The organism is Agromyces sp. Y182, assembly GCF_059445385.1.
This window is the reverse complement of record NZ_JCAIUF010000001.1, coordinates 2022924-2045532: the sequence shown is the minus strand read 5'-3', so window position 1 is coordinate 2045532 and position 22609 is coordinate 2022924. Positions and strand designations below refer to the sequence as shown.

General features: G+C 69.9%; 24 protein-coding genes. 16 read left to right on the top strand and 8 right to left on the bottom strand.

Going from position 1 to position 22609, the window contains the following annotated elements; genetic code table 11:
- The first annotated feature begins 18 nt into the window (after positions 1-18).
- The 14 genes from flgF (at position 19) to AC1C2R_RS09365 (ending at position 11561) form a co-directional block, all read left to right on the top strand.
- Positions 19-1179, top strand: a complete 1161-nt coding sequence (flgF, locus tag AC1C2R_RS09430) for a flagellar basal-body rod protein FlgF (protein WP_495352216.1) — start codon at positions 19-21, stop codon at positions 1177-1179.
- Between the two features lie 106 nt (positions 1180-1285).
- A complete protein-coding gene (locus tag AC1C2R_RS09425; protein WP_495352215.1) occupies positions 1286-1543 on the top strand; it encodes a flagellar FlbD family protein in 258 nt (85 codons plus the stop codon).
- 2 nt (positions 1544-1545) lie between these two features.
- Positions 1546-2310: a motility protein A gene (locus AC1C2R_RS09420; RefSeq protein WP_495352214.1), complete on the top strand. Its 765-nt coding sequence runs from the start codon at positions 1546-1548 to the stop codon at positions 2308-2310.
- Positions 2307-3152, top strand: a complete 846-nt coding sequence (locus AC1C2R_RS09415; RefSeq protein WP_495379745.1) for a flagellar motor protein MotB — start codon at positions 2307-2309, stop codon at positions 3150-3152. Before AC1C2R_RS09420 ends, AC1C2R_RS09415 begins: the two co-directional genes overlap by 4 nt.
- 32 nt (positions 3153-3184) lie before the next feature.
- On the top strand, positions 3185-4087 hold the full coding sequence (locus tag AC1C2R_RS09410) for a flagellar motor switch protein FliM (RefSeq protein ID WP_495352212.1): 903 nt from the start codon (positions 3185-3187) through the stop codon (positions 4085-4087).
- On the top strand, positions 4084-4803 hold the full coding sequence (gene fliN / locus AC1C2R_RS09405) for a flagellar motor switch protein FliN (protein WP_495379744.1): 720 nt from the start codon (positions 4084-4086) through the stop codon (positions 4801-4803). The genes AC1C2R_RS09410 and fliN overlap by 4 nt, the downstream gene beginning before the upstream one ends.
- Positions 4803-5258, top strand: a complete 456-nt coding sequence (locus AC1C2R_RS09400) for a FliO/MopB family protein (protein WP_495379743.1) — start codon at positions 4803-4805, stop codon at positions 5256-5258. Before fliN ends, AC1C2R_RS09400 begins: the two co-directional genes overlap by 1 nt.
- A gap of 38 nt (positions 5259-5296) precedes the next feature.
- The gene (fliP, locus tag AC1C2R_RS09395) at positions 5297-6112 is read left to right on the top strand and encodes a flagellar type III secretion system pore protein FliP (RefSeq protein ID WP_495379742.1); all 816 of its coding nucleotides are present in this window, start codon (positions 5297-5299) and stop codon (positions 6110-6112) included.
- Positions 6113-6388, top strand: a complete 276-nt coding sequence (gene fliQ / locus AC1C2R_RS09390) for a flagellar biosynthesis protein FliQ (protein WP_495352208.1) — start codon at positions 6113-6115, stop codon at positions 6386-6388.
- Positions 6388-7146, top strand: coding sequence for a flagellar biosynthetic protein FliR (locus AC1C2R_RS09385; RefSeq protein ID WP_495379741.1), 759 nt, complete (start codon positions 6388-6390; stop codon positions 7144-7146). The genes fliQ and AC1C2R_RS09385 overlap by 1 nt, the downstream gene beginning before the upstream one ends.
- Positions 7147-7148: 2 nt before the next feature.
- Positions 7149-8243, top strand: a complete 1095-nt coding sequence (locus AC1C2R_RS09380; protein WP_495352206.1) for an EscU/YscU/HrcU family type III secretion system export apparatus switch protein — start codon at positions 7149-7151, stop codon at positions 8241-8243.
- Entirely contained in the window at positions 8243-10291 is a 2049-nt protein-coding gene (locus AC1C2R_RS09375) for a flagellar biosynthesis protein FlhA (protein WP_495379740.1), read from the top strand. Before AC1C2R_RS09380 ends, AC1C2R_RS09375 begins: the two co-directional genes overlap by 1 nt.
- Positions 10272-11282 carry a hypothetical protein gene (locus tag AC1C2R_RS09370; RefSeq protein WP_495379739.1) on the top strand — a complete coding sequence of 337 codons (1011 nt, stop codon included), beginning with the start codon at positions 10272-10274 and terminating at the stop codon, positions 11280-11282. Before AC1C2R_RS09375 ends, AC1C2R_RS09370 begins: the two co-directional genes overlap by 20 nt.
- 45 nt (positions 11283-11327) lie before the next feature.
- The gene (locus tag AC1C2R_RS09365; RefSeq protein WP_495352203.1) at positions 11328-11561 is read left to right on the top strand and encodes a carbon storage regulator; all 234 of its coding nucleotides are present in this window, start codon (positions 11328-11330) and stop codon (positions 11559-11561) included.
- 6 nt (positions 11562-11567) lie between these two features.
- Here the strand turns inward: AC1C2R_RS09365 and fliW are convergent, their stop codons facing one another.
- From fliW to flgN, 4 genes are read right to left on the bottom strand one after another with little or no spacing between them, the layout of a single operon-like run.
- On the bottom strand, positions 11568-11945 hold the full coding sequence (gene fliW / locus AC1C2R_RS09360) for a flagellar assembly protein FliW (RefSeq protein WP_495352202.1): 378 nt from the start codon (positions 11943-11945) through the stop codon (positions 11568-11570).
- Positions 11942-12823, bottom strand: a complete 882-nt coding sequence (gene flgL / locus AC1C2R_RS09355) for a flagellar hook-associated protein FlgL (protein WP_495352201.1) — start codon at positions 12821-12823, stop codon at positions 11942-11944. The genes fliW and flgL overlap by 4 nt, the downstream gene beginning before the upstream one ends.
- A 4-nt stretch (positions 12824-12827) precedes the next feature.
- The gene (flgK, locus tag AC1C2R_RS09350; protein ID WP_495352200.1) at positions 12828-14252 is read right to left on the bottom strand and encodes a flagellar hook-associated protein FlgK; all 1425 of its coding nucleotides are present in this window, start codon (positions 14250-14252) and stop codon (positions 12828-12830) included.
- Positions 14252-14734: a flagellar export chaperone FlgN gene (flgN, locus tag AC1C2R_RS09345; protein ID WP_495352199.1), complete on the bottom strand. Its 483-nt coding sequence runs from the start codon at positions 14732-14734 to the stop codon at positions 14252-14254. Before flgN ends, flgK begins: the two co-directional genes overlap by 1 nt.
- A 284-nt stretch (positions 14735-15018) precedes the next feature.
- Between flgN and AC1C2R_RS09340 the strand changes: the two genes are divergently transcribed.
- Entirely contained in the window at positions 15019-15741 is a 723-nt protein-coding gene (locus AC1C2R_RS09340; protein ID WP_495352198.1) for a hypothetical protein, read from the top strand.
- A 387-nt stretch (positions 15742-16128) separates the two neighbouring features.
- The gene (locus AC1C2R_RS09335; RefSeq protein WP_495379738.1) at positions 16129-18195 is read left to right on the top strand and encodes a Helicase associated domain protein; all 2067 of its coding nucleotides are present in this window, start codon (positions 16129-16131) and stop codon (positions 18193-18195) included.
- A 12-nt stretch (positions 18196-18207) separates the two neighbouring features.
- On the opposite strand, the gene AC1C2R_RS09330 is transcribed toward AC1C2R_RS09335, so the two are convergent.
- The 4 genes from AC1C2R_RS09330 to AC1C2R_RS09315 all read right to left on the bottom strand — a co-directional run bounded on the left by AC1C2R_RS09330 (position 18208) and on the right by AC1C2R_RS09315 (position 22413).
- Entirely contained in the window at positions 18208-18648 is a 441-nt protein-coding gene (locus tag AC1C2R_RS09330; RefSeq protein ID WP_495352196.1) for a hypothetical protein, read from the bottom strand.
- A gap of 208 nt (positions 18649-18856) precedes the next feature.
- Positions 18857-20461 (bottom strand): carboxylesterase/lipase family protein, encoded by a 1605-nt coding sequence (locus tag AC1C2R_RS09325; RefSeq protein WP_495379737.1) that lies wholly within the window; start codon positions 20459-20461, stop codon positions 18857-18859.
- A gap of 52 nt (positions 20462-20513) precedes the next feature.
- Positions 20514-21368, bottom strand: a complete 855-nt coding sequence (locus AC1C2R_RS09320) for a GSU2403 family nucleotidyltransferase fold protein (RefSeq protein ID WP_495379736.1) — start codon at positions 21366-21368, stop codon at positions 20514-20516.
- Entirely contained in the window at positions 21337-22413 is a 1077-nt protein-coding gene (locus tag AC1C2R_RS09315; protein ID WP_495379735.1) for a hypothetical protein, read from the bottom strand. Before AC1C2R_RS09315 ends, AC1C2R_RS09320 begins: the two co-directional genes overlap by 32 nt.
- Between the last annotated feature and the right edge of the window lie 196 nt (positions 22414-22609).

The window sequence follows — 22609 nt, the reverse complement described above, 5'->3', positions numbered from 1 at the left end:
CCCACCGAAAGGACCACCATGCTCCGCTCGCTCTTCTCCGGGATCTCCGGCCTCCGCTCCCACCAGATGATGCTCGACGTCACCGGCAACAACATCGCCAACGTGAACACCGCAGGCTTCAAGGCCTCGGCGACCCAGTTCCAGGACACGCTCTCGCAGCTCATCCAGGGCGGCGGGGCACCCGGCGCCGCCATCGGCGGCACGAACCCCGCGCAGGTCGGCCTCGGCGTGCAACTGGCCGGCATCAGCACGAACTTCTCGCAGGGCTCCGCACAGGCGACCTCGCGCGCGAGCGACCTCATGATCTCGGGCGACGGGTTCTTCGTCGTGCAGTCGGGCGGCGAGACCCTCTACACGCGCGCCGGCTCGTTCGAGTTCGACGCGCAGGGGCGCCTCGTCACCCAAGACGGCGCGCTCGTCATGGGATGGAATGCCGCCGGCGGACAGGTCAACCAGGGCGGGGCGCTCGCGAACGTCACGCTCCCCCGCGGCGCGGTCTCGGCGGCGGTCGCGACGACGGCCGTGCAGTTCTCGGGCAACCTGCCCCAGGATGCCGCGGACGGCACCGAGATCGTGCGCGACATCGACGTCTACGACGCCAGCGGCGCGGCGACCACCGTGAGCCTCACCTTCACCAAGAACGCTGCCGGCTGGGAAGTCGCCGACGGTGCGACGGTGCTCGACACGCTCACCTTCGTCGACGGGCAGCCCACCGGACCCGCGACGATCGCGGTCGGCGGCGTGACCGTCGACGTCTCCGCCCTCACCGGCTTCGCCGACCTCACCACGGCGAAGGTCGCCGGCCAGGACGGCCGGGCGGCCGGCACGCTCGACGCCTACTCGATCGGCCCCGACGGGACCGTCACGGGCAACTTCTCGAACGGGGCCACCGAGGCCGTCGGGCGCATCGCGCTCGCGAACTTCGTGAACCCCGGCGGGCTCGAGAAGGCCGGAAACTCCGCCTACCGGGCGACCGCGAACACGGGCGGCGCCGAGGTCGGTGCGGCCGGCGACGCCGGGTTCGGCGCCCTCGCGAGCGGCTACCTCGAGATGTCGAACGTCGACCTCTCGCAGGAGTTCACGAACCTCATCATCGCCCAGCGCGGATTCCAGGCGAACGCCCGCATCATCACGACCTCGGACGAGGTACTCCAGGAGCTCACGAACCTGAAGCGCTGAGCGGCGCCGGCGCACGCCGCGGGCGGTCTTCCTAACGGGAGGCCGCCCGCTGCCGAGAGTGGAGGGCGACGGCTCGGTGCGAGTCGCGCGACCGCGAAGGATCACCATGATCGTGCTCACCCGGCTGAACGGCACGCGGTTCGCGCTCAACACCGATCTCATCGAACGCATCCACGCCAACCCCGACACGACCCTGCTCATGGTCGACGGCACCAACTACATCGTCACCGAGTCGATCGACGAGGTCATCAGCTCGGTGGTCGACTTCCGCGCACGGGTGCTCGCGCGCACCGAAGAGCTCACGGCCGAACAACCGCGCCCTCGTGGCGTCGTCCCCCTGGCACGTCCACCGAAGGCAAGGTAGTCATGGACCCCGCTCTCATCATCGGCCTCGTCCTCGCCTTCGGATCGCTCTTCGCGATGATCACGCTCGAAGGCGCGCACGTCGAGGCATTGCTCCTTCCTGCCCCGATGGCGCTCGTCTTCGGCGCGACCATCGCGGTCGGGCTCGCCGGCACCACCCTCAAGGATGCGTGGCGTGCGTGCAAGGCTGTGCCCCGCGCGTTCCGCGGCAAGACCGCGAAACCCGAGGCGACGATCGAACGCCTCGTCGAACTCGCCGAGAAGGCCCGCCGCGACGGGCTGCTCTCGCTCGAGCAGGATTCCGCGGAGACCGACGACCCCTTTCTGCGGAACGCCCTGCAGAACATCGCCGACGGCATCGACGGCGATGAATTGCGCGAGCTCCTCGAGGAGGAGATCAACTCGAAAGAGCAGCTCGGCACGCAGGCCGCGAAGTTCTTCAAGTCGCTCGGCGGGTACGCCCCGACGATCGGCATCATCGGCACGGTCGTCTCGCTGACCCACGTGCTCGAGATGCTCGACTCCCCCGACACGCTCGGTCCCTCGATCGCGACCGCCTTCGTCGCAACCCTCTGGGGGCTGCTCTCGGCGAACTTCATCTGGCTGCCGCTCGGCGATCGCCTCCAGCGGCTCACCACCCTCGAGGCCGAGAACATGACGCTCGTCATGGAGGGAGCGCTCGCGGTGCAGGCGGGCAGCCAGCCGCGCCTGCTGGGCGAGCGTCTGCGCGCCATCGTGCCCGGCATGGAGCAGCTCGAGGCCGCATGAGTACCCGCCCCGGCCGGCGCCGCCCGCGAAGCGCCGAAGTCCACAACGACGAGCGCTGGATGGCGTCGTACATGGACATGGTCACGGTACTCATGTGCATGTTCATCGTGCTGTTCGCGATGTCATCGGTCGACGCCGACAAGTTCGAGGCGCTTCGCGATTCCCTCGCCACCGGCTTCGGGCAGGACCCGACGACCTTCGCCGACACCGCGGAGGGCGTCGTCGTTCCCGCCGAGCTCGAGGGCGAGCACGACGCGGGCATCGACGTCGAACTCGCCCAAGATGAGCTCGAGTCGCTCATCGCGATCCGCGATCGCATCGACACGGGGCTGGCGGCCCGGGGCGTCGAGCACGCGGTGTCGTACGAGATCGACGAACGCGGCCTCACGGTGCGCCTCGTCGGCGCCGAGACCTACTTCCTCGGCAACAGCGTCGACCTCAACGAGAAGGCGACGACCGTCTTGGGCGTCGTCGGCGGCGTGCTGTCGACCATCCACCACGAGGTCAGCGTCGAGGGCCACGCCGACCCGCACGGGTCATCCGGGCCGTTTCCGACCGACTGGGAACTCTCGAGCGGACGCGCCACACAGGTCGTGCGGTACTTCGTCGAGCGCACGGGCGTCGCTCCCGAACGCGCGGCGGCGATCGGTTACGGTTCGGCACGCCCGGTGACGAGCGCTGCGGATGACGCGGCGATGGCGCTCAACCGCCGGGTCGACGTCGTCATCGTCTCCGACGAACCCGAGACGATCAGGGCGCTGTTGCCGGAACTCGCGGCCCGATTGGCCGACGCGGGCGTCGCACGCACGGCGAACGGCGCACCGGCGCCGGCCGGCGGCTAACCGATACCGGCGGACTGCCGATAGTGGCGCACGTGCCCCGTACAACCGCAGAGATCGACGCCCGCGCGATGACGCGGCCGATCGACGCCTACGACTTCCGGCGGCCGACGACGCTCGCGCGTGAACACTCGCGCGCGCTCGAACTGGCCTTCGAGACGTTCGCCCGGCAATGGGGCACCCAGCTCACCGCCAATGTGCGGGCGCGTTCGCACGTCGACTTCGACCAGGTGACGATGCTCACCTACGACGAGTACGCCGCATCGCTGCCGTCGTCGACCACGATGGTGCTGTGCCGAGTGGGAACCGACTCCGACAAGGCGGTCATCCAGTTCCCGGCCGTCGCGGCCCTCACCTGGCTCGGCCACATGCTCGGCGGCACGGGCGAGCACGATGAACCGGAACGCACCCTCACCGAGATCGAGCAGGGGCTGCTGCGAGCGCTCATCGACGACCTCGTCGACGACCTCCGCTACTCGCTCGGGCGGCTGCTCCCCGGCGAGCTCGTGTACGACACGGTGCATCACAACTCGCAAATCGCACAGGCGGCCGCGACCTCCGAACTCATGATCGTGGCGTCGTTCCTCGTGGAGTGCGGCGAGCAGTCGGCGCCCGCCACGCTCGCCCTGCCGGCCGAGCTGCTGCTGAGCGGCCTCGGCGATGCGAATCCCGTCGTCGCAACCGAACACGCACGCACGATGATCTCGGGGCAGCTCGAACTCACCCCGCTGCCGTTCGCGGTGCAATTGCCGGCGATCGCGGTGAAGCCCCGCGACATCCTCGCCCTTGCGGTCGGCGACGTGATCCCGCTCGCCCACGCCGCTCACGCGCCCTTCCAGGTCACCGTCGACGGCCAGCTGCTCGGTCGTGCAGCAATCGGGCGTGCCGGCGGACGTCTCGCGTGCACCATCACCGACACTCTGGAGACCGCATCATGACCACGCCCGCGCAGACCGCCAACGCCGCGGCCGCCGCCGCTACCGCCACCGCTACCGCCGTCGCCGCCGCGGCCGCCGCCGCCGAACTCGTGCGCACACTGCCGAGCGGGCGCGCCCTCACGGCAGCGCCCGACGAACCGTTCGCCGTCGAGTCCGCCGAGTGCTTCGAGGCGAGCCACATCGGCGCGACCTCCGTCGACTTCGCCATCGCTTTCCTCGAAGCGGACGCGCTCGACGCCGGCGACGGCATCGCGCCGGAGAACCTCCTGCACCCGGCGATGCAAGCGGCCGGACGCCGCTACGGCAGCGGGGTGCTCGGCGATGTGCGCCGCACCGAGCGTTCGCCGCTCTTCGAGGACCCGGCATCGGCCGTCTTCACCCTCCTCGACGGCGAGTCGCTCGTCGGCTGGTTCGCCGTGCGGGAACGCCGCAGCCCCGACGGCGCGTCCGTCGCGAGCAGCGGGGCCGAGCGGCTCGGCCGCATCAACGGCGTCGAGATGTCACTCGCGGTCGAGATCGGCCGTACGAGGATGACCGTCCGCGACATCCTGAACCTCGAACCCGGCGCGGTGGTCGAACTCGACCGCTCGGCCGGAGCACCGGCCGACATCCTGCTGAACGGACGCATCATCGCCCACGGCGAGGTCGTCGTCGTCGACCAGGACTACGCCGTGCGGGTCACCCGAATCCTCGACACCCAGGACAGCGTCCAGTAGTGGAGACCTTCTTCCTCGTCTTGCGCGTCGCCGTCTCGCTCGGCGTCGTGCTCGCGGTCATCTGGTTCGCCCACCGGCGAATCAGCGCGGGCCGCGCACGCTCGAGGAAGCCCGAACTCGTCTCCGTCGTGGCCCGCCAGTCGCTCGCACCCAAGGCCTCGATGGTCGTCGTCGACGCCGACGGGCGACGGCTGATGCTCGGCGTCACCGAGCACGGCGTCTCGGTGCTGAGCGACCGGCCGGCACCCGAGCCGGTCACCGCGCCCGCGTTCGACGACGCGCTCGCCGCGGCATCCATCGCCCCGATCGCGACGATCGCGAAGACCACCTCCAAGACGACCTCCAAAACCACCCCGATCCTGCCCGCAACGCACGGACTGCGCCGCGGGTCGATCCTCTCGGCCGAGACATGGAAGCGCTCGCTCGCCGAGGTGAAGGAGGGTCTCGGCATATGACGCGTCCCTCGACCGGATCGAACCGGTCGGGGAAGCTCATGCGGATCGCCGCACTCGCGGCCGCTTCCATCGTCGTCGCGATCGTCATCGTGGCGCTCTCCGCAGCTCCGAGCTTCGCCGAACCGGTCGACCCGGCACCGCCGGTCGACCCGACCGTGCCTGGCGACCCGACCGCGCCGGGCGGCGGCGGCTTCGGCATCGAGATCAACGGCCCCGACGGCACCCCGTCGTCGGCGATCGTCACCCTCATCGGCATCACGCTGCTGTCGATCGCCCCGTCGCTGCTCATCATGATGACGTCGTTCACGAAGATCTTCGTCGTGCTCGCGATGGCGCGCAACGCCGTCTCGCTGCCGGCGATCCCGCCGAACCAGGTGCTCGCCGGGCTCGCCCTGTTCCTGTCGTTCTTCATCATGCAGCCGGTCCTCGCCGAGGTGAACGACGCGGGCGTGCAGCCCTATCTCGCCGGCACGCTCGACTTCGGGCAGGCACTCGAAGCGGGCAGCGCACCGCTGCGCGCCTGGATGCTCTCGTTCACGCGCGAAGAGGACCTCGCCCTGATGACCCGTGCGGCGGGCCTCCCGAACCCCGACTCCCCCGCCGACGTCGACCTCATCACGCTCATCCCGGCATTCCTCATCTCCGAGCTGCGCGCGGCGTTCATCATCGGCTTCGTCGTGTTCGTGCCGTTCCTCGTGATCGACCTCGTCGTGGCCGCGGCGCTCATGTCGATGGGCATGATGATGCTGCCGCCCGTCATGATCTCGCTGCCGTTCAAGGTCCTGCTGTTCATCCTCGTCGACGGGTGGGGACTGCTCACCACGACGCTCATCTCGAGCTACCGGGGAGGCTGAGTGGACGCCAACGCGGTACTCGACATCGGCCTGCAGGGACTCCTCGTGGCCGCGAAGCTCGGCGCGCCGATCCTCCTGACCGCGCTCGTCGTCGGCTTCGTGATCTCGCTCATCCAGTCGATCACCCAGATCCAGGAGGTGACGCTCTCGTTCGTGCCGAAGGCGTTCGCCGTCGCGGTGGCACTGCTCGTGTGCGGGCACTGGATGATCAGCGAGATCGTGAGCTTCACCCATGAGCTCTTCGCGCGGATCCCCGCACTCGTCGGAGGCGGCTGATGCAGATCCCGCTCGACTTCGCCTGGATCGAGGCGGTCATGCTCGCGAGTGTGCGCATGGCGGGCTTCGTCGTGATCGCGCCGCCCTTCTCGTACCGGGCGATCCCCGGGCGGGTGAAGGCGATGGTCGCGCTCGGGCTCGGTGTCGCGGTCGCACCTCGGGTGACGGCCGGCTACGAATCCATGGCGGATGCCGCATTCTTCGGCGCGCTCGTCGCGGAACTCATGACCGGGGTGACGCTGGGCTTCCTCGTCTACGTGGTGTTCGCGGCCGTGCAGTCGGCGGGAAACCTCGTCGACGTGTTCGGCGGCTTCCAGCTCGCCCTCGGATTCGACCCGCAGTCGATGGTGCAGGGCGCCCAGTTCGCCCGGCTCTTCCACCTCGCGACCCTCGCGCTCCTGGTCTCGTCGGGCGCGTACCTCGTGCTCTTCACCGGCATGTTCCAGTCGTTCGAGGCGGTGCCGATCGGGTCGGGCATCGACGTCGCGGCATCCGCTGAGACCCTCATCGGCGCTGTGACGGGTCTGCTCGTCGCTGCCGCTCAGATCGCGGGGCCGCTCGTCGTCGTGCTCTTCCTCGCCGACGCCGGCCTCGGCCTCCTCACCAGGGTGGCACCGGCGCTCAACGCGTTCGCGCTCGGCTTCCCGCTCAAGATCCTGCTGACGCTCGCCCTCGCGGGCACCGTCTTCGTCGCCCTGCCCGCCGTGGTCGAGGCGCTCACCGGCGACGCGCTGTCGGCCATGAGAACGGCGGACTAAGCATGTCCGATGCAGAGGAGCGTACCGAGCAGGCGACCGACAAGCGCATGCGCGAGGTGCGTGAGAAGGGCCGCCTGCAGAAATCGCAGGACCTGACGGCGTGGCTCGGCATCGGGGCGGCCGCGGTCGCACTGCCGGCAACCATGGCGAACTCGACGGATGCCTCGGTCGCGCAGCTCTTCCGGGTGACGGATGCCGCGAGCGCCGCGGATCCGATCGTCGCCGTCGAAGCGCTCGAAGCGGGGCTCGTCTCGATCCTTCCGAGCATCGGCTGGCTCCTGGTGCTCGTCGCCGCGGTCGTGCTCGGCGGTGCGGCCCTCCAGGGCGGCGTGCACCTGAAGAAGCAGCTCGCCAAGTTCGAGCAGTTCAACCTCGCCGCCGGGATCAAGCGCGTGTTCGGCATGCAGGCCCTGTGGCAGGGGGCGAAGGCGCTGCTGAAAACGCTCGTGGTGGGCATCGTGCTCTTCGTCGTCGTACAGGGCCTCATGCCCCTGCTGCTCGGCTCCGGGGGGCTGCAGCTCAGCGCCGTCGTGCGCGCCGCGGCCGACGGCGTCATCGCGCTCCTCGTCGCGGCGATCGTCTCGGGCCTGCTGCTCGCGGCCGCCGACGTCGTCATCGTCATGCGCCGCAACCGAAAGCACACGATGATGACGAAGAAGGAGCTTCGCGACGAGACGAAGAACTCCGACGGCGATCCGATGCTGAAGTCGCAACGCCGATCACGCCAGCTCGCGGTCAGCCGCAATCGCATGATCGCGTCGGTCGCGAACGCCGACGTCGTGATCGTGAACCCGACGCACGTCGCCGTCGCGCTGCGCTACGAACCGGGGCGGAGCGCGCCGCGCCTCGTGGCCAAGGGCAAGGGCCTCGTGGCCGCGCGCATCCGCGAGGAGGCCGAGCGGAACGCGGTGCCTCTCGTGCGCGACGTACCGCTCGCCCGTGCGCTGCACGCGGCGTGCGCGATCGGCCAGGAGATCCCGGTCGACTTCTACAACGCGGTGGCGATCGTGCTCACTTTCACCGCCGCATTGAAACGCCGCGGGGCGGCAAGCGGCATCCACCAGCTGCAGACCATGCCAACAACAGGAGGTCAGTGATGAACCGGAATCTGTCGATGATCGCGGTGCCGATCGGCGTCGTCGGGATCCTGCTCCTGCTCATCGTGCCCGTGCCGTCGTGGCTGCTCGACGGGCTCATCGTGATCAACATCCTGTTCGCGCTGGTGATCCTGCTCACGACGATGTTCGTGAAGAAGCCGCTCGACTTCTCGGTGTTCCCGTCGCTGCTCCTCGTGGCGACGCTCTTCCGGCTGGGGCTCAACGTCGCGTCGACGAGGCTCGTGCTCGGTGAGGGCTACGCCGGGCAGGTCATCCAGGCGTTCGGCCACGTCGCGGTCGGCGGGTCGATCATCATCGGCGCCGTGGTCTTCCTCATCCTCGTCGTGATCCAGTTCGTCGTCGTCACGAAGGGCGCCGAACGTGTCGCCGAGGTCGGCGCGCGGTTCACGCTCGACGCCATGCCCGGCAAGCAGATGGCGATCGACGCCGACCTGAACGCCGGACTGCTGTCGGAGTCCGAGGCGAGGCGGCGCCGGGCGGAGGTCGCCGCTGAGGCCGACTTCTACGGCGCGATGGACGGCGCGTCGAAGTTCGTGAAGGGCGACGCGATCGCAGGCATCGTGATCATCCTGATCAACATCGTCGGCGGCATCACGATCGGCATGGTGCAGCGCGGCCTCGATCTCGTCGATGCGCTCGACACGTACACGCTGCTCACGATCGGCGACGGACTCGTGACCCAGATCCCCGCATTGCTCATGGCGGTCTCGACCGGCATGATCGTCACTCGCGCGAACGCCGACGCCGACATGGGGCAGAACGCGTCGACCCAGCTGCTGCAGTCGCGCACGGCCCTGCTCATCGCGGCAGGCGCGGCGGCGCTCATGGGCCTGATTCCGGGGATGCCGATCATCCCCTTCTTCATCGCGGCGATCGTGCTGCTCGTGCTCGCGCAGCGGGTGCGGGCGAGGGAGGCGACGGCCGCGAACGACGTCAGGCTCGCCGAGATCGAGTCGGCGGCGCCGAAAGCGGAGACCCCCGAGGACCTCATCGGCCAGGCCCGGGTGCACGCGCTCGAGATCGGGCTCGCACCGGATCTCGTCGACGTCGTGAACGGCTCCTCCGACGACCTCCTCGCCCGGGTGAAGGCGCTGCGCAAGAAGATCGCACTCGAGATGGGCTTCGTGATCCCGCCCGTGCGCACACGCGACAGCGTCGAACTGCCGCCGTCGAGCTACTCGATCCGCTTGGCGGGAGTCGAGGCAGGGCGGGGCATCGCGCCGCCCGGCCGGGTGCTCGCACTCGGCGCAGGCCTCGACGCCCTGCCGGGCGAGACCACCGTCGAACCGGTGTGGGGCCTCGCCGGCAAGTGGATCCCCGCCGAGTCCCGTCGCAGCGCCGAACTGGCGGGCGCGACGGTCATCGATCGGGTGTCCGTCATCGTCACCCACCTCTCGAGCGTCGTGAGCGACAACGCCGCCCGTCTGCTCTCCCGGGAGGATGTGCGCATGCTCACCGACGGGGTGCGGGCCGAGAGCCCTGCGGCGGTCGACGAGCTCACCCCGAACCCGCTGTCCATCGCCGAGGTGCAGCGCGTGCTGCAGGGGCTGCTCGCCGAGCGGGTGCCGATCAACGACCTGCCGCGCATCTACGAGGCCGTCTCGCTCAAGGCGAAGACGACGACCGAGGCCGAGGCGCTCATCGAGGCGGCCCGCGACGCACTCGGTGCGGTGCTGCCCGCCGCGCACACCGAGGCCGGCGTACTGCGGGTCGTGATGATCGACCCGTTGCTCGAGCAACGCATGCTCGAGGGGCTGCGGCCCGGCGAGCACGGCTCGCAGATCCTCCTGCCCCCCGATGCGATCGAACAGGTGCTCGGCGGCATCCGTCACGAGCTCGCCCTCGCCGACTCGAGCGGGGCGCGCCCGGTGCTCGTCTGCGCACCGGCCCTGCGACCGGCGATCCACCGCCTGGTCGCGGCGCAGCTCGCGGGCGTTCCGGTGCTCTCGTACCAGCAGGCGACCGCGGGTGGCTTCACCATCGAGACCGTGGGGGTGATCCGGAGCGATGCAGAGCTTCCGGCGTAGGGCCAAGAGCCTCGACGAGCTTCGCGAGGAGGTGCTGGACGCCTTCGGCCCCGACGCGCGCATCGTCGATGCGACGAGGATCACCCGGAAGGGACTCGGCCGCTTCTTCGCCGAGGAGGAGATCGAGGCCACGATCGAGGTGCCCGACCCGGTCGAAGCGGCGGGGTCGGCGGGGTCGATGGGGTCGTTCCCGAGCGGTCGGATCGACCGCGCCGGCATCGCGGCCCTCTTGGCCGACGCCGATCGCGTCGAGGGCTCGGCCTCGTCGACCGCGTCGACCACGTTGTCGACCGCCTCTCCCGCGTTCGCATCCCTGCTCGCCTCGGTCGAGCGCGGGCTCGGGGTCGAAGGCGGGGTCGGGTTCGGGTCCGAAGGCGGGGCCCAGGTCGGGGTCGAACGATCGAGCCCGACGGATGCCCCGGCGCCCCTCCGCGAACTCACGGCGGGACGCGGCCCCGTGCACGCGGTACCGACCGCCTCCGAACGGCTCGCCCTCGCCCCATCTCCCGGCGACCTCGTGCTGTTCGTCGGCCTCGCCGGCGACGCCGCGACCGTGGCCGCGGCGATCACGGCGGTCGCGGCGGTCGCGGCACCCGGCGTGCCCACCGCGAGCGGTGCGGTGGTCGGGATCGACCATCGCACCTCGGGTCGCGGCGCCGGCGCCGCGGCCCTCGCCGACCGCCGCGATGCGCTCGTGCAGCGTGCGGCCTCCATCGAACACGGCCGAGCCGTCTTCGTCGCCCACGGCGCGACGCTCGACGACGCGTTCGAGCCGCTCGCGCGCCTTCGGGCCGACGAGGTCTGGGCGGTCGTCGACGCCAGCCGCACCCCGGCGGACACGGCCGAGTGGGTGTCGCGGCTCGCGGCATCCGTCGGGGTGCACGCCCTGGCCGTGATCGGCACCTCGCTCACCCGCGACCCTGACGGCGCACGTCGTCTCGGGATCCCGATCGGGTGGACGAGCGACGAGGCGGCGCCGCGCCGCGCATGACAGTGGTGAGCCGTCGGGGAGTCTGCGGCCGAGAGAGGCAGCGCCATGCTGGTACTGACACGGAAGTCGAACGAACGGGTGATGATCGGCGACGACGTCATCATCACCATCCTCGAAGTGCGAGGTGACAGCTCGGTGCGCATCGGCATCGACGCGCCGCGCGACCGGCGCATCCAGCGCGAGGAGATCGTCGTCGACGTCACCCTCGCCAACCGGCATGCCGCGCGGGCGCCGCAGGCCGCCGAGCTCGAGCTCAAGCGGATGCTCGGCGGATCCTGACGTCGTTCAGTCTCTCGCGAGCAACTCGGCCAAAGGCGATCGCAGTGGCCAGGTCGAACCGTCGAGGATCACCTGTCGTGCCCGTCCGTCGGGTGCGATGAGCACGGGAGCCGCGAGGTTCACGGTGGTTCCCTCGGCCGAGGGGTTGACCACGACGAAGACCCGCACGGCATCGGCCGCCGCGCCCAGGTCGGCGAGGTCGAAGCTCGGGATGATCGGGCGGTACTCGGCGAGGTGCGCACCCGCGTCGAGCAGGAACACGCGGGCCTCGCCGTCGACGCCGACCAGGGTGCAGAGCCCCGGGGCGCCGTCGACGGGGCTGAGCTCGAACCGGGTCTGCGGTCCGAGCCCGTACGGGGGCGCGATGAAGGTCAACAGGGTCATCTGAGGAAGTCCATGAGGGTCGGGCGCACGGCGCGCGCAGTGGCGGCAAGGGCGGCCTGATAGGCGACCTCCTGCATCTTCAGTTCGATCGCGGCCTCGCCGATGTCGAGGTCCTCGATGCCGCTGCGAGTCGCCTCGAGCTGCACTTTCGCGGCGAGGTTCGCCGATCCCGCCTCGATGATGGTGCCGTGACGAGCTCCGGCCTCGGCGTGGGCCCGCGCGACGTCCTCGCGATGCGCGTCGATCGCCTCGACGCGCCCGCCGACGTTGGTGCCGTTGCGCAGGTCGGTGACGATCGCGTCGATGGTCGCGAAGACCGAGGTCGCTCCTTGGCCGAACGCCGCCGCGCCGTCGACGTCGACCCGCACGGTGGCCCCGTCGCCGATCCGTCGCTCAACGCTTCCCTGCCCGCCCGTGAACGAGTAGTCGTCGGCGAACGCGTGGCCGGCATCCGAATTGCCGGCGAAGACGTTGCGGCCGAGGTAGCTCGTGTTCGCCTCCGTGAGCAAGAGCTCGCGAATGGACTCGAGCTCGGCGGCGATCGCCTCCTTCTGCGTCGGCGACATCGCTCCGTCGTTGGCCCCTCGCAGCGTGAGATCGCGTGCGCGTTGCAGCAGGGTCGTCGTCGCCGAGAGCGCCCCGTCGACCACGGAGAGCCACCCGTTGCCGTCCTGGATGTTGCGACCGTACTGCTCGGTCGCCCCCTGCGCACCACGCACGTTCATCGCGCTCACGGTCGCGGCCGGGTCATCCGACGGTCTCGTGATGGCGCGGAATCCCGATGCCCGCTCCTGGCTGCGTGCGAGCTGGGATGCCGCGAGCTGCATGTTCCTGGCCGAGGACTGCATCATCGTCATCGTCGTGACCCTGGTGATCATGGCGCTACCTTCCCACGATGCCGGTGTGGTTGATGAGCACGTCGAGCATCTCGTCGATGGCGGTGAAGACGCGTGCGGCGCCCTGGTAGGCGGTCTGCGCGAGTACGAGGTTCAGGTTCTCCTCGTCGAGATCGACGGATGCCGCCGACTGCTGCCGTCCGATCGCGCTGTTCATCGCGAGTTCTGCGACGGTGGCACGATCGTGCTCGCCCCCCGCTGCGACGCCGACCCTCGCGACGAACGTCGCCCAGTGCACGTCGGGTGCGTCGGCCGCGAGGCGGAGCTGGGCGATGGCGTCGGCGATCGAGCCGTCGAGCGCGCCGGCGCCGACCGCACCGGTCGCGATGCCCGAAGCGTTCGTCGGGATCACGCCGAGCGCGAGCGCCGCGGGTCGCGCCGCATCGACCGAGAAGAAGTCGAGGTCGGTCTCGCCCGTGGTGGTGCTGCCGGTGCGGTGCAGCGCATTCACTTGCGAGGCGAGCGCCGTGGCGAGTCCGTTGTACGAGGCGAGCGCCTCGGCGAGCTGGCCCCCGGTGCCCGCACCTGTCGCCGGGGCGAGCATCGACAGGGCGCCGGCGAGTTCGCCCCCGTCGAGGGCGACCGGGCTTCCCGGGCGGCGCTCCCACTCGAGCGTCACCGCGCCGCCGCCGCCGTCGGGTGTCGTCGGGCCGGCCAGGGCGACCCGGTTCCAGCTGGTGCCGCTCACGATCGGGTTGCCGCCGATCAGCACGTCGATCGTGCCGTCGCTGTGCGCCTGCACGACGCCGCCGGCGGTGCTCGCGAGTTCGGCGGCGAATCGATCGCGCTGGTCGGCGAGCTCGTTGGTGTTGCCGCCCGCGAGCCCGACCCGCCGGATGGTGTCGTTGAGCTCGGCGATGCGCTCGGCGGCGCCGTTGATCGTCGAGACCATCGTGCCGGCCTCTGCCCGCAGCGTCTTCCACTGCGAGGTGACGTCGCGGTAGCCCTGCGCGATGCGCGAGACCATCGTCGTCGCCTCCTCGAGTACCACGGCCGAGGCCGCGCCGTCGCCGGCCGCGTTCGAGAGCCCCTGCCATGACGACCAGAATTTCTGCAACTGCGCGGCGATGCCGTCGGAACCCGGCTCGTTGAGGCCGCCCTCGAGCATGGCGAGGGTGATCGCACGCGCGGCGTGGTAGCCGGCGGTCGCCGAGGTGCCGCGCACTTGCGCGTTCAGCATCTCGTCGGCGAGTCTCGCGATGTCGCTGACGGTGACGCCCTGACCGATGCCGGGCCGGGGCGGTGTCAGCAGCCCGACACCGCCGAGTGCCCCGTTCGCGATGAGTTCGGCCCGCTGCCGGGTGTAGCCGGGGGTCTTCACGTTCGCGATGTTCTGCCCGGCGACCTCGATCGCGGTGCGGGCGGCGTTCAGTGCGGTGAAGCTCGTATTGAGTCCGCCGAATGTGCTCATCAGATCTCCTCGTCGACGAGTCGGGCGCCGGATGCATCGTGGGCGAGCCCGCGGGCGTCGTACGTGCCGCTCGCACCGCCGACGCCGGCCATCGCGTCGTGCGCGACCCGGTTGGCTTCGCGGAGCATCCGCTCGTTGGAATCGCGCAGCCCGCCGATCGCGGTGGTCACGCGCACGAGCGCGGCCAGGTGCGACTCCAGGATGTCGCTCCAGACGACGTCGTCGAGGGCCGCGACGATCTCGCGCAGGCTCGCCATGCCGTCGAGCTCGAGTTCCTCGGAGACCTCCGCGGACTCGACGGCGCGTGCCAGGCCCACCTCCCTGAGACGCGCCGTGACGTAGTCGATCTCCTGCACGGCCCGACCCAGCCAGCGGTGCTGGCCCGTCGCCAGCAGGAGCCGCTCGACGTCGAGCTTGTAGTGGAGCACCTCAAGCAGTTCGCGCTCCCGCCAGAGCACGGCGGAGAGCTCATGCATGCCCATGGGCGCGCCTCCTCCGTCTCGAGCCGCACCGGGCGGAACGACTCCGACGACGACTATCGGCAACGGCCCGCGAGCGGTAAGGCGGATGCCGCGTGTTTCCTGTGCCGCGCCGGTGGATCGCCGGTTGCCGCGCATGAGATGGAGAGCCCGATTCCCCCCGCCACATCGCCCGATACCGGGCGGGCACCCGCTCGCGCATCGTGACGCCGCTGCAGGTGCCCGCCCAGACCGCCCTTCGGGGCGGCGCATCGGTCGTTTTGGACCCACCCGATTTGGAACCCGACATGACCATCACCTCACGAGTCCGTCCGCATCCGACCGAGGGATGGGACGAACGTCGCGACCATGCCGACGGCCTCTCCTACTGGCGCCGCGGCGAACGTCACCGGGCCGTCGGCTGGGCCGTCGACCGGCACGACGCCAAACAGGCCTGGCTGTTCGGTCACCGGCTCGAGACGCCCGACCACGCACCGGCGAGCCCGCTGTCGTTCGCGGGACAGTCGCGCTCGGGCCAGCTCCGGTGGGTCGCCGAAGACGGCACCGTGCGCGTCGTCTCCTGCCGCACCGCCGCCGGCGTCGAGGAGACGCGATTCCTCGACCGGCACGGTGAGCCCGAGCGGCACTGGCGGCACGGTCAGCACCTGACGAGAGAGCTCTGCACGGGCGAGCGGCGCCACTACGAGCGCGACGGCGAGGGCTGGCGCCTGCACCGCGTCGGCGGCCCTGCCGTCGAGGACGCGGGGAGCGCGCACCGCTCCGGCTGGTTCGAGCACGGCGCGCCCGTCGAATCGCCGGCCGTGCTCCTGAACGATGCGAAGGCGCTCGCGATCGCCCGGTTCGACGCCGGCGCCGACCCGCTGCCGCATCCGCTCGATGCCGCGCAGTTCGCTCGGATCGCGGCATTCGTCGCGAGCGCTCCAGACGAGGAGTGCAGCTGGGAGCTGTCGATCGCCTTCCCGCTCGCGTGGGCGACGGGGATGCTCGCGCCGCACGGACTCGACCGCTGAGGTCCGCGTCGACCCCGCTCCTCCGGTCGTACCCCCCGAAACCCTGACCCCCCTTTCGGGGGGAAATTCGATCGTTTCAATGAGCTCGTTGCATGAACGCTGCGCCCGTTTGATGCGGGATGCAGGCCTGCAAGGCAACAGAACACCATGGCGAAATCGGTTTCCCGCTCGAAACCAGCGTTGTACATGTCCAACTCCTGCGTGTGAGAATCACGACGTACCACCGAGCGATATGGGGAACGGCCACTCTCCGGGGGGAGAGCGCGGTGGAGCGGAGATCCGTCGGGGGGCGGATCTCCGCAAGAACACGCGACACGCGGTGCGCTTCAACGCGCCGCGCAACTCAGTCACGTTCGACGACGGGCGTGCAAGCAGACGGGGAACACGATGGCGGAGGGCTGGCAGCAGCGGCGGGACTCCGTCCGCGCCCACCGGCCGCTCGACGCGCCGAGGAATCGCCGACTGACGCTCACGCGCCAGCCAGGAGCGACCGTCGCCGACTCGCAGGTTCGAGCCGCGCCGCAAGCACCGGGCTTGCGCGAGACGTTCGCTCCGCCTGCACCGTCGGCATACGCCGACGACCTGGACTGGGAGCAGACGGCGATCGTCGTCGCCGATTCTTCGGCGAGCGCGGGGCGCCTTCCCTCTTCGCACGCCGGAGCCGGCGCTGAGGAGCGACGTCACGCCCGGTGGCTGCGGCACCAACGGGAGCTCGCGCGTGCGAGCATGCTTCGGCGGTGGCGCGCCGAGTGGCTCGACCTGCACCTGCCCGGATGGCAGCGACCGCTGGACGGTCGCTGGCGAGCGCGAGCGGTCGGCGTCGCGAGCTATCGCGTCGAGCACGGGCGACTCCCGTCGATGAACGCGTCCGACGGCGACGCCCGGCGCCTCGGCAACTGGCTGCATGCGCAGCGCCGCTTGCGCCGGGCGGGAGGGCTGGAGTCGCTGCGAGGCGTGTGGCTCGACCTCAACCTGCCCGGCTGGGACGACCCGACGACCGAGGCCTGGTACGCGAACGCCGAGACCTGCGCCCTGCTCGTCGCCGACGAGGGCCGATTCCCGTCAGGCAACGCCGACGCCGCCGAGGAGCGGCGGCTCGCGCCCTGGCTGCGGAGCCAGCGCGCCGCGGCACGGATCGACCGCCTTTCCGACGAACGCCGCCGTTGGCTCGACGAGGCGATCCCGGGCTGGGACCGGCCGAACGAGGCGGCCTGGTTCACCACCGCCCGGGAACTGCTCGCATTCGGAGAGTCGGAACGACGGCTGCCGCGAGCACGAGCGACGACCGACCCGGCGGAACGCCGACTCGGCGGCTGGCTCGCCCGTCAGCGATCGCAGCACGCTGCCGGACGGCTTCCCGAGCAGTGCGCCCGATGGCTCGATGAGCATCTGCCGGGCTGGCGGGAGCGCGTGTCGGACCAGTGGTCGAGCCACCTCGAGGCAACCGTCGCGTTCGCCGCCGCCAACGGCCGGCTGCCGGCGCGCTCGGCGACGGCCGCGGCGCAGGAGCGCGCTCTGGCGATCTGGCTCGGCAATCAACGCGCGACGAGCCGTCGCGATCGCCTCTCGGCCGACCGCCGGCGGCAGCTCGATGCCGTGCTGCCGGGATGGACGAGTGTTCGAGGCAACGGCTGGAGCACCGGCGCCGAGGCCCTCGCACGATTCCAGGCGACGCATGGGCGACTGCCCGGCCTGGCCGAGCCCGAAGCCGAGGCGCGCCGCCTGGCCGTCTGGTTGGGCCGGCAGCGCACCGCGGCGAGCACGGGCGCCCTGCCTGCCGATCGTGAGCGATGGCTTCGCCTGCATGTGCCGGGATGGCGCACTCATCACTTCAGCTCGTGGCTCATGACGGCCGAGCGCGTTGCGCGATTCCGCGGCGAGCACGGGCGCTTGCCGACACGCCGCAACTCGGCCCGGCCACTCGAGCGCGAGCTCGGCGTCTGGCTGAACAATCAGCGCACGGCCGCACGGTCCGAGCGGCTCGCTCCCGAACGCGCGCGGTGGCTCGACGAGCAGCTCGCGGGATGGGACGACCCCCGCTTCGCGGCATGGGCCGTACGGGCCTTCGCCGTCGTCGAGTACCACCGGGCGACGGAGTACCTCCCGCACGGTCGCGCGAGCGATGCGCTCGCACGTCGACTCGGATCCTGGCTCGAGACGCAGCGCTCGGCCCGGCGAACGGGCGGCCTCGACGCCCGCCGGGTCGAATGGCTCGACCGTCACCTGCCTGGGTGGGTCTCGGCCGAGACGGTCGGTGAACGGCCGGCCGAACGAACCGCGGGCGTGCTCGCCGATGGGCCGCGCCCGCTTGAGCGACGAGGCGTCACGTCCGCCGAGGCGACACTCGACGAGTGGCTCGGCCGGCTCGCGTCGCGCGGACGCGAGCGTCTTCACGACGATCAGCTCCGCTGGCTCGACGCGAACCTTCCGGGCTGGGACCAGCGCAGCGCCTGACCGGCCGGCGGTTCAGTGGGCGTCGGCAGCCTGACGCCGGAGGTCGTCGTCGAGCAGTCGGGTGATCGAACGGAGCGTGTCGGGGGCCACGTCGATGAGGCTCCGGGTCGCGAACTCCCGCACGCGGCGAGTGCGCAACGCGCGCAGGTGATCGAGGCGCGCTCCGACGCGGTGAGGCACTTCGGCGTCGCCCAGCAGGTACGCCGGGTCGACGTCGAGCACGCCGGCGATCGCCGACAGCAGGTGCCCATCGGTCACGAGGGGACCGTTGCCGCTCACCATGTACGCCCACCGCGCGCGCGAGAGCGAGATGCCCTCGTGCTGCAGGGCATCGGCGATCGTGCGGAAGGTGATCGGCTTGTCGCCCTCCGCGACCACGAGATCGAGCACGAGGTTGAGGCGACGTGCGAGCTCCTGTTGCGGGCTCGTGAATGCTGCGGAGTCGTCGTGCACAGGCTCATCTCCCTCGTTCGGGACGTCAGGGCGGTGCTCCGGAACGGGCATCGTCTCGGTTCGGGTCGAGAGCGCCGATCGTGGAGTTCTTCGGGTCTGTGAGGATCGTAGACCAGTCCGCACCGCCGACGGCAGGGGCAGAACTCCCCAATGCGGGGGCCATCGATCGTCGGCCGGCAGCCGCACGGCGGATGCTCGGCGCCGCGATTCACACGTGCGGCACGAACTCCTGCCAGGCGAGCCGCTTCTCGCGCCGAGGGTCGAGCTCCACCCGGTCGCGCCGGTCGAAGATGAGCGTGCGACGGGCCGGCTCCACGTAGGGCGGCCACTCAGCGTCTGGCGCACCGGATGCCGCGAACGACACCCAGTGCGCTTGCATCCGTCGCCCGACGGCCCGGAACATCCGTCGCCCGCCGAGCAGCGTGAGTCCGATGCCGACCGGGGTGTCGAACTTCTCGAAGAGCGCGAAGAGTTCGAGACCGTGCGTCGCGTCGAGACCGAGTAGTCGAGGCATCCGAGGTGCCGCATCGAAGCGGTAGGCGTACACCGGGGTGTACCGGGAGTGGCGTTCGGCGACCTTCACGCTCGGGAACCAGAAGGTGAAGTCGCCGGCGAAGTCTGCAGCGGGGCGTCGCTCCGGCAGCCCTGGGTACTGCCGCTTGATGGCCTTGCGCGCCTTCTTCTTCGTGTTCGCGAAGATCGCGCGGATTCGGGGTTTCGTCGTGGGCAGGATGTCGATGCGACCTTCGAAGAGCGAGCCCTCGCGGTCGTTCGTACCGATGATGAGCGGCACCCGATGCGCGAGCCCGTCGCGGAACGCATCGAGCGGCCGGTGCGGCAGGAACTCGCCGTCGATGACGGGGGCGAGGCTGATCGTGCCGGGGTTCTCGTCGGGGGTGCGGATCGTGAGCGCCGTCGTCGCTTCGGCGAGCAGCATGGGGTCGGCGGTCGTGAGCATCACCGCGGCATCCTCGACCGACTCGCTCTCGAGGTCGTCGTCGTCGACCACCCGGCTGAGCAACTGCACGTACTCGGCGGCCCACCGACCGGCGGTCTCGGGCAGGTAGACGGCGTTCGCCGGCGAACTCTGCGCGATCGCTCGCGCGAAGAGTCCCTCGGCGGTGGGCACGGTGAGCAGGGTGGTCACCGAATTGGCGCCGGCGGACTCGCCGAAGAGGGTGACCCGGTCGGGGTCGCCGCCGAAGGCACGGATGTTGCGGCGCACCCATTCGAGCGCTGCGACCTGGTCGCGGAGCCCGAGGTTCGCCTCGATCGGTCGATCGGGCCGGGAGTAGGCCCGGAAGTCCAGCCATCCGAGCGCCCCGAGCCGGTAGTTCAGGCTCACGTAGACGATGCCGTGCCGCCGCACGAGGCGCTCCCCCTGGTGCGGGTACTCCCCCGACGAGCCGACGCTGTAGGCGCCGCCGTGGATGAAGACCATGACCGGGCGGCCGCTGCCCGCCGCCGCCCCTGCCGCCGTGCCGGGCGTCACGGATGCCACGGATGCCTCGGGCTCGTCGGGCGCGATCACGTTGAGACTCAAGCAGTCCTCGCTGCGCACGAGGTGCGGGGCGGCGCCGACGAACTGCCCCCGCCGTTTCTGGGGTGCGACCGGTCCGAACTCCCGCGCGTCGCGCACGCCGTCCCAGCCGGTGACTCGCCTCGGCGCACGGAAGCGGAACTCACCGGCCGTCGTCGCGGCGTACGGGATGCCCCGCCAACTCAGCACTCCAGCACGACGCTCGCCGCGCACGGTGCCGGTCTCCGTCTCGGCGAACGTTCCGTCGGCGCGCACTCCACCCCCCAGCAGCATGGGCGGGAGCCTACGCCGGTCGAGTGAACGGATTGGGGGTGTGTGTCAGCGATCAGGCTATCGCTCGCGACTCAACCATGGTCAGCAGATCTGCCGAGAGAAGCGAAACAGAGACCGCGACTGCTTCCGGGTCCCCTATACCTTCCTCCGCCCGCCCTGCCATTCTCGACCCGAGGGAATCGGGACCCGCAGCGAAGAGCCGGCGTAGGTGCTCGAGGGCCTCGTGTGTCACTGTGTCGCTGAGCTCATCGTCGAGGAGTCCCACGATCGCAACAGCAAGTTCCACGGTATCGATGTCAATCAGTATTCGATAGAGATCGTGGGCGTCCTTGTCCTGAAGCCGCTTCGTCTCGCTTTCACGCTCAGCGATCTTGTGAAGTTTCGCCACGAGGAGTGCCGCCGGGCCAGCGACGTTGACACGGATCGTTCGAGAGTCCGTCGGGTCGAGCGCCGACACATCGAGCTCGGAGTGGTCAATCATCGCAGCTTCGAGCCCTCGAGCCCGCCGGGCCGCTTTGTCATCGTGTGGCGGGATGCGGACGCTGCGGCGTCCGCCTACTCCGGCGAGTGCCTCCGCGATCATGAGGTCGACTGGGACACCACTGGGATTGATCCAGGCACCCGGTTGGCCGTTCGTATGCGGCAAGAATCCGGCTTGCCTCATCGCCGACTCGATGCGCGGATCGTCAGGCAAATACCGAGGATCAATGGCGAGGTCGCTGTCCTTCGTTGCCTCTGCGAGAGCGACTGGCGCTTGACGGGTTCGGAGATAGATGGCTTGGGCACCGATGACGACAACGGAAGCATGGTGTCGCCCGAGCGCTTCGAGCACATCGAGAAGGGCAGCTCGCGCGAGAACCAGAAGATCGCCCGGATCAAGATCGTTGCTGTCGCCAGACGCGTTCATGCGCCATCATCCAATCGATCAGTTCTTCTGCCTCGGAGGGGTTTCGGCCGGGCCCGGTCATGAGATCGACAGCGATCTGAGCCGGCGCCGCATTGGGCACACCGCCAACCCTTGTCGTGCGTGCGAAGACGGCTTCGGCCATCGGCTCGGCGAGCAGCACGTTTATGCCCGCATCAGTGGCACGCAGGTCCCATCGCGCTGCAGCCTGTGGCGCGTCCCGAACGTAGACCATGGCTGATCGCGCGGGTGCGTAGGCGGCCCAGTGTGCGGCAGCGAGCGTTCCGGTGAGGGCGTACTCAAGATCGGGTGTTGACTTCATACGTTCTGTGAAGGCGCCAAGCCCTCGGGGTGCAATCCATCGGCTCACGGCATTGCTTCGCACGAAGCCGTAGTCGGCACTCCAGCGACGAAGCAAGGCTACCCAGTCCCGAAGGATGATGCCTTTCGCATCGCGCTCGACGAGACCCTCTGTTTCGAGAAACTCCACCACACGGTACGCGGCGCCGGTCGACGCACCGGAGGCGTCGATCAGCTGCCGCATCGTCCATGACCCGCCGAAGTCGACGAGCGCGCGGACTACCTGCGCGGCAGGAGCGCCCTTGAGTGTGCCCGTTGGTCGACCTGGACCTCTCCACGGGTCAGCATCCGCGCCACGGTCGGCAATGAATATCGCTGGTCGAGAGATGTTCACTCGTATGTTGCCGGTGGCATCGGCCCATGACATCCCCGCCTCGGTGAGACGCTCTCGCACCGGCTTGGAGAGATAGCGTGACATCACGATCGCATTGGATGGCTCTTCGGGCGCCAACCTTGTGAAGCGTTCTCGGATGGCGGGCACATCGCGTCCTTCCACGATGCGTTTCACTGTTATCAGCAAGTGTGCGGTCGTGCCGTCGGGCGCGCGGAGCGTGACTTGAGCATCCGCTCCGACGCGTCGGCTGAGCGGGTCTGCGTCTGCCGTCCAGCCCGGTGGAAGGCGATCGAGCAGCTGCCGACCGACGCGCTCAAGAATTTCCGTCTCATTGACGGGTACTTCACTGTCCATTCCACCCCTTCTGTTCGGGAAATTCTACCTCTCCGTCAGCGACGGAATCCAGCAATAACCCGAATGGGAGCTCAGAAGCACTCCTGCCGGAGTGTGTGTCAACCCTTCTGAGGCACGAGACGGCACACTACGCGAGGGAGATGGCGCAAGGATCCGGAGCGCCCACCCGAAGAGGATGAACACCACTCCAACCCCG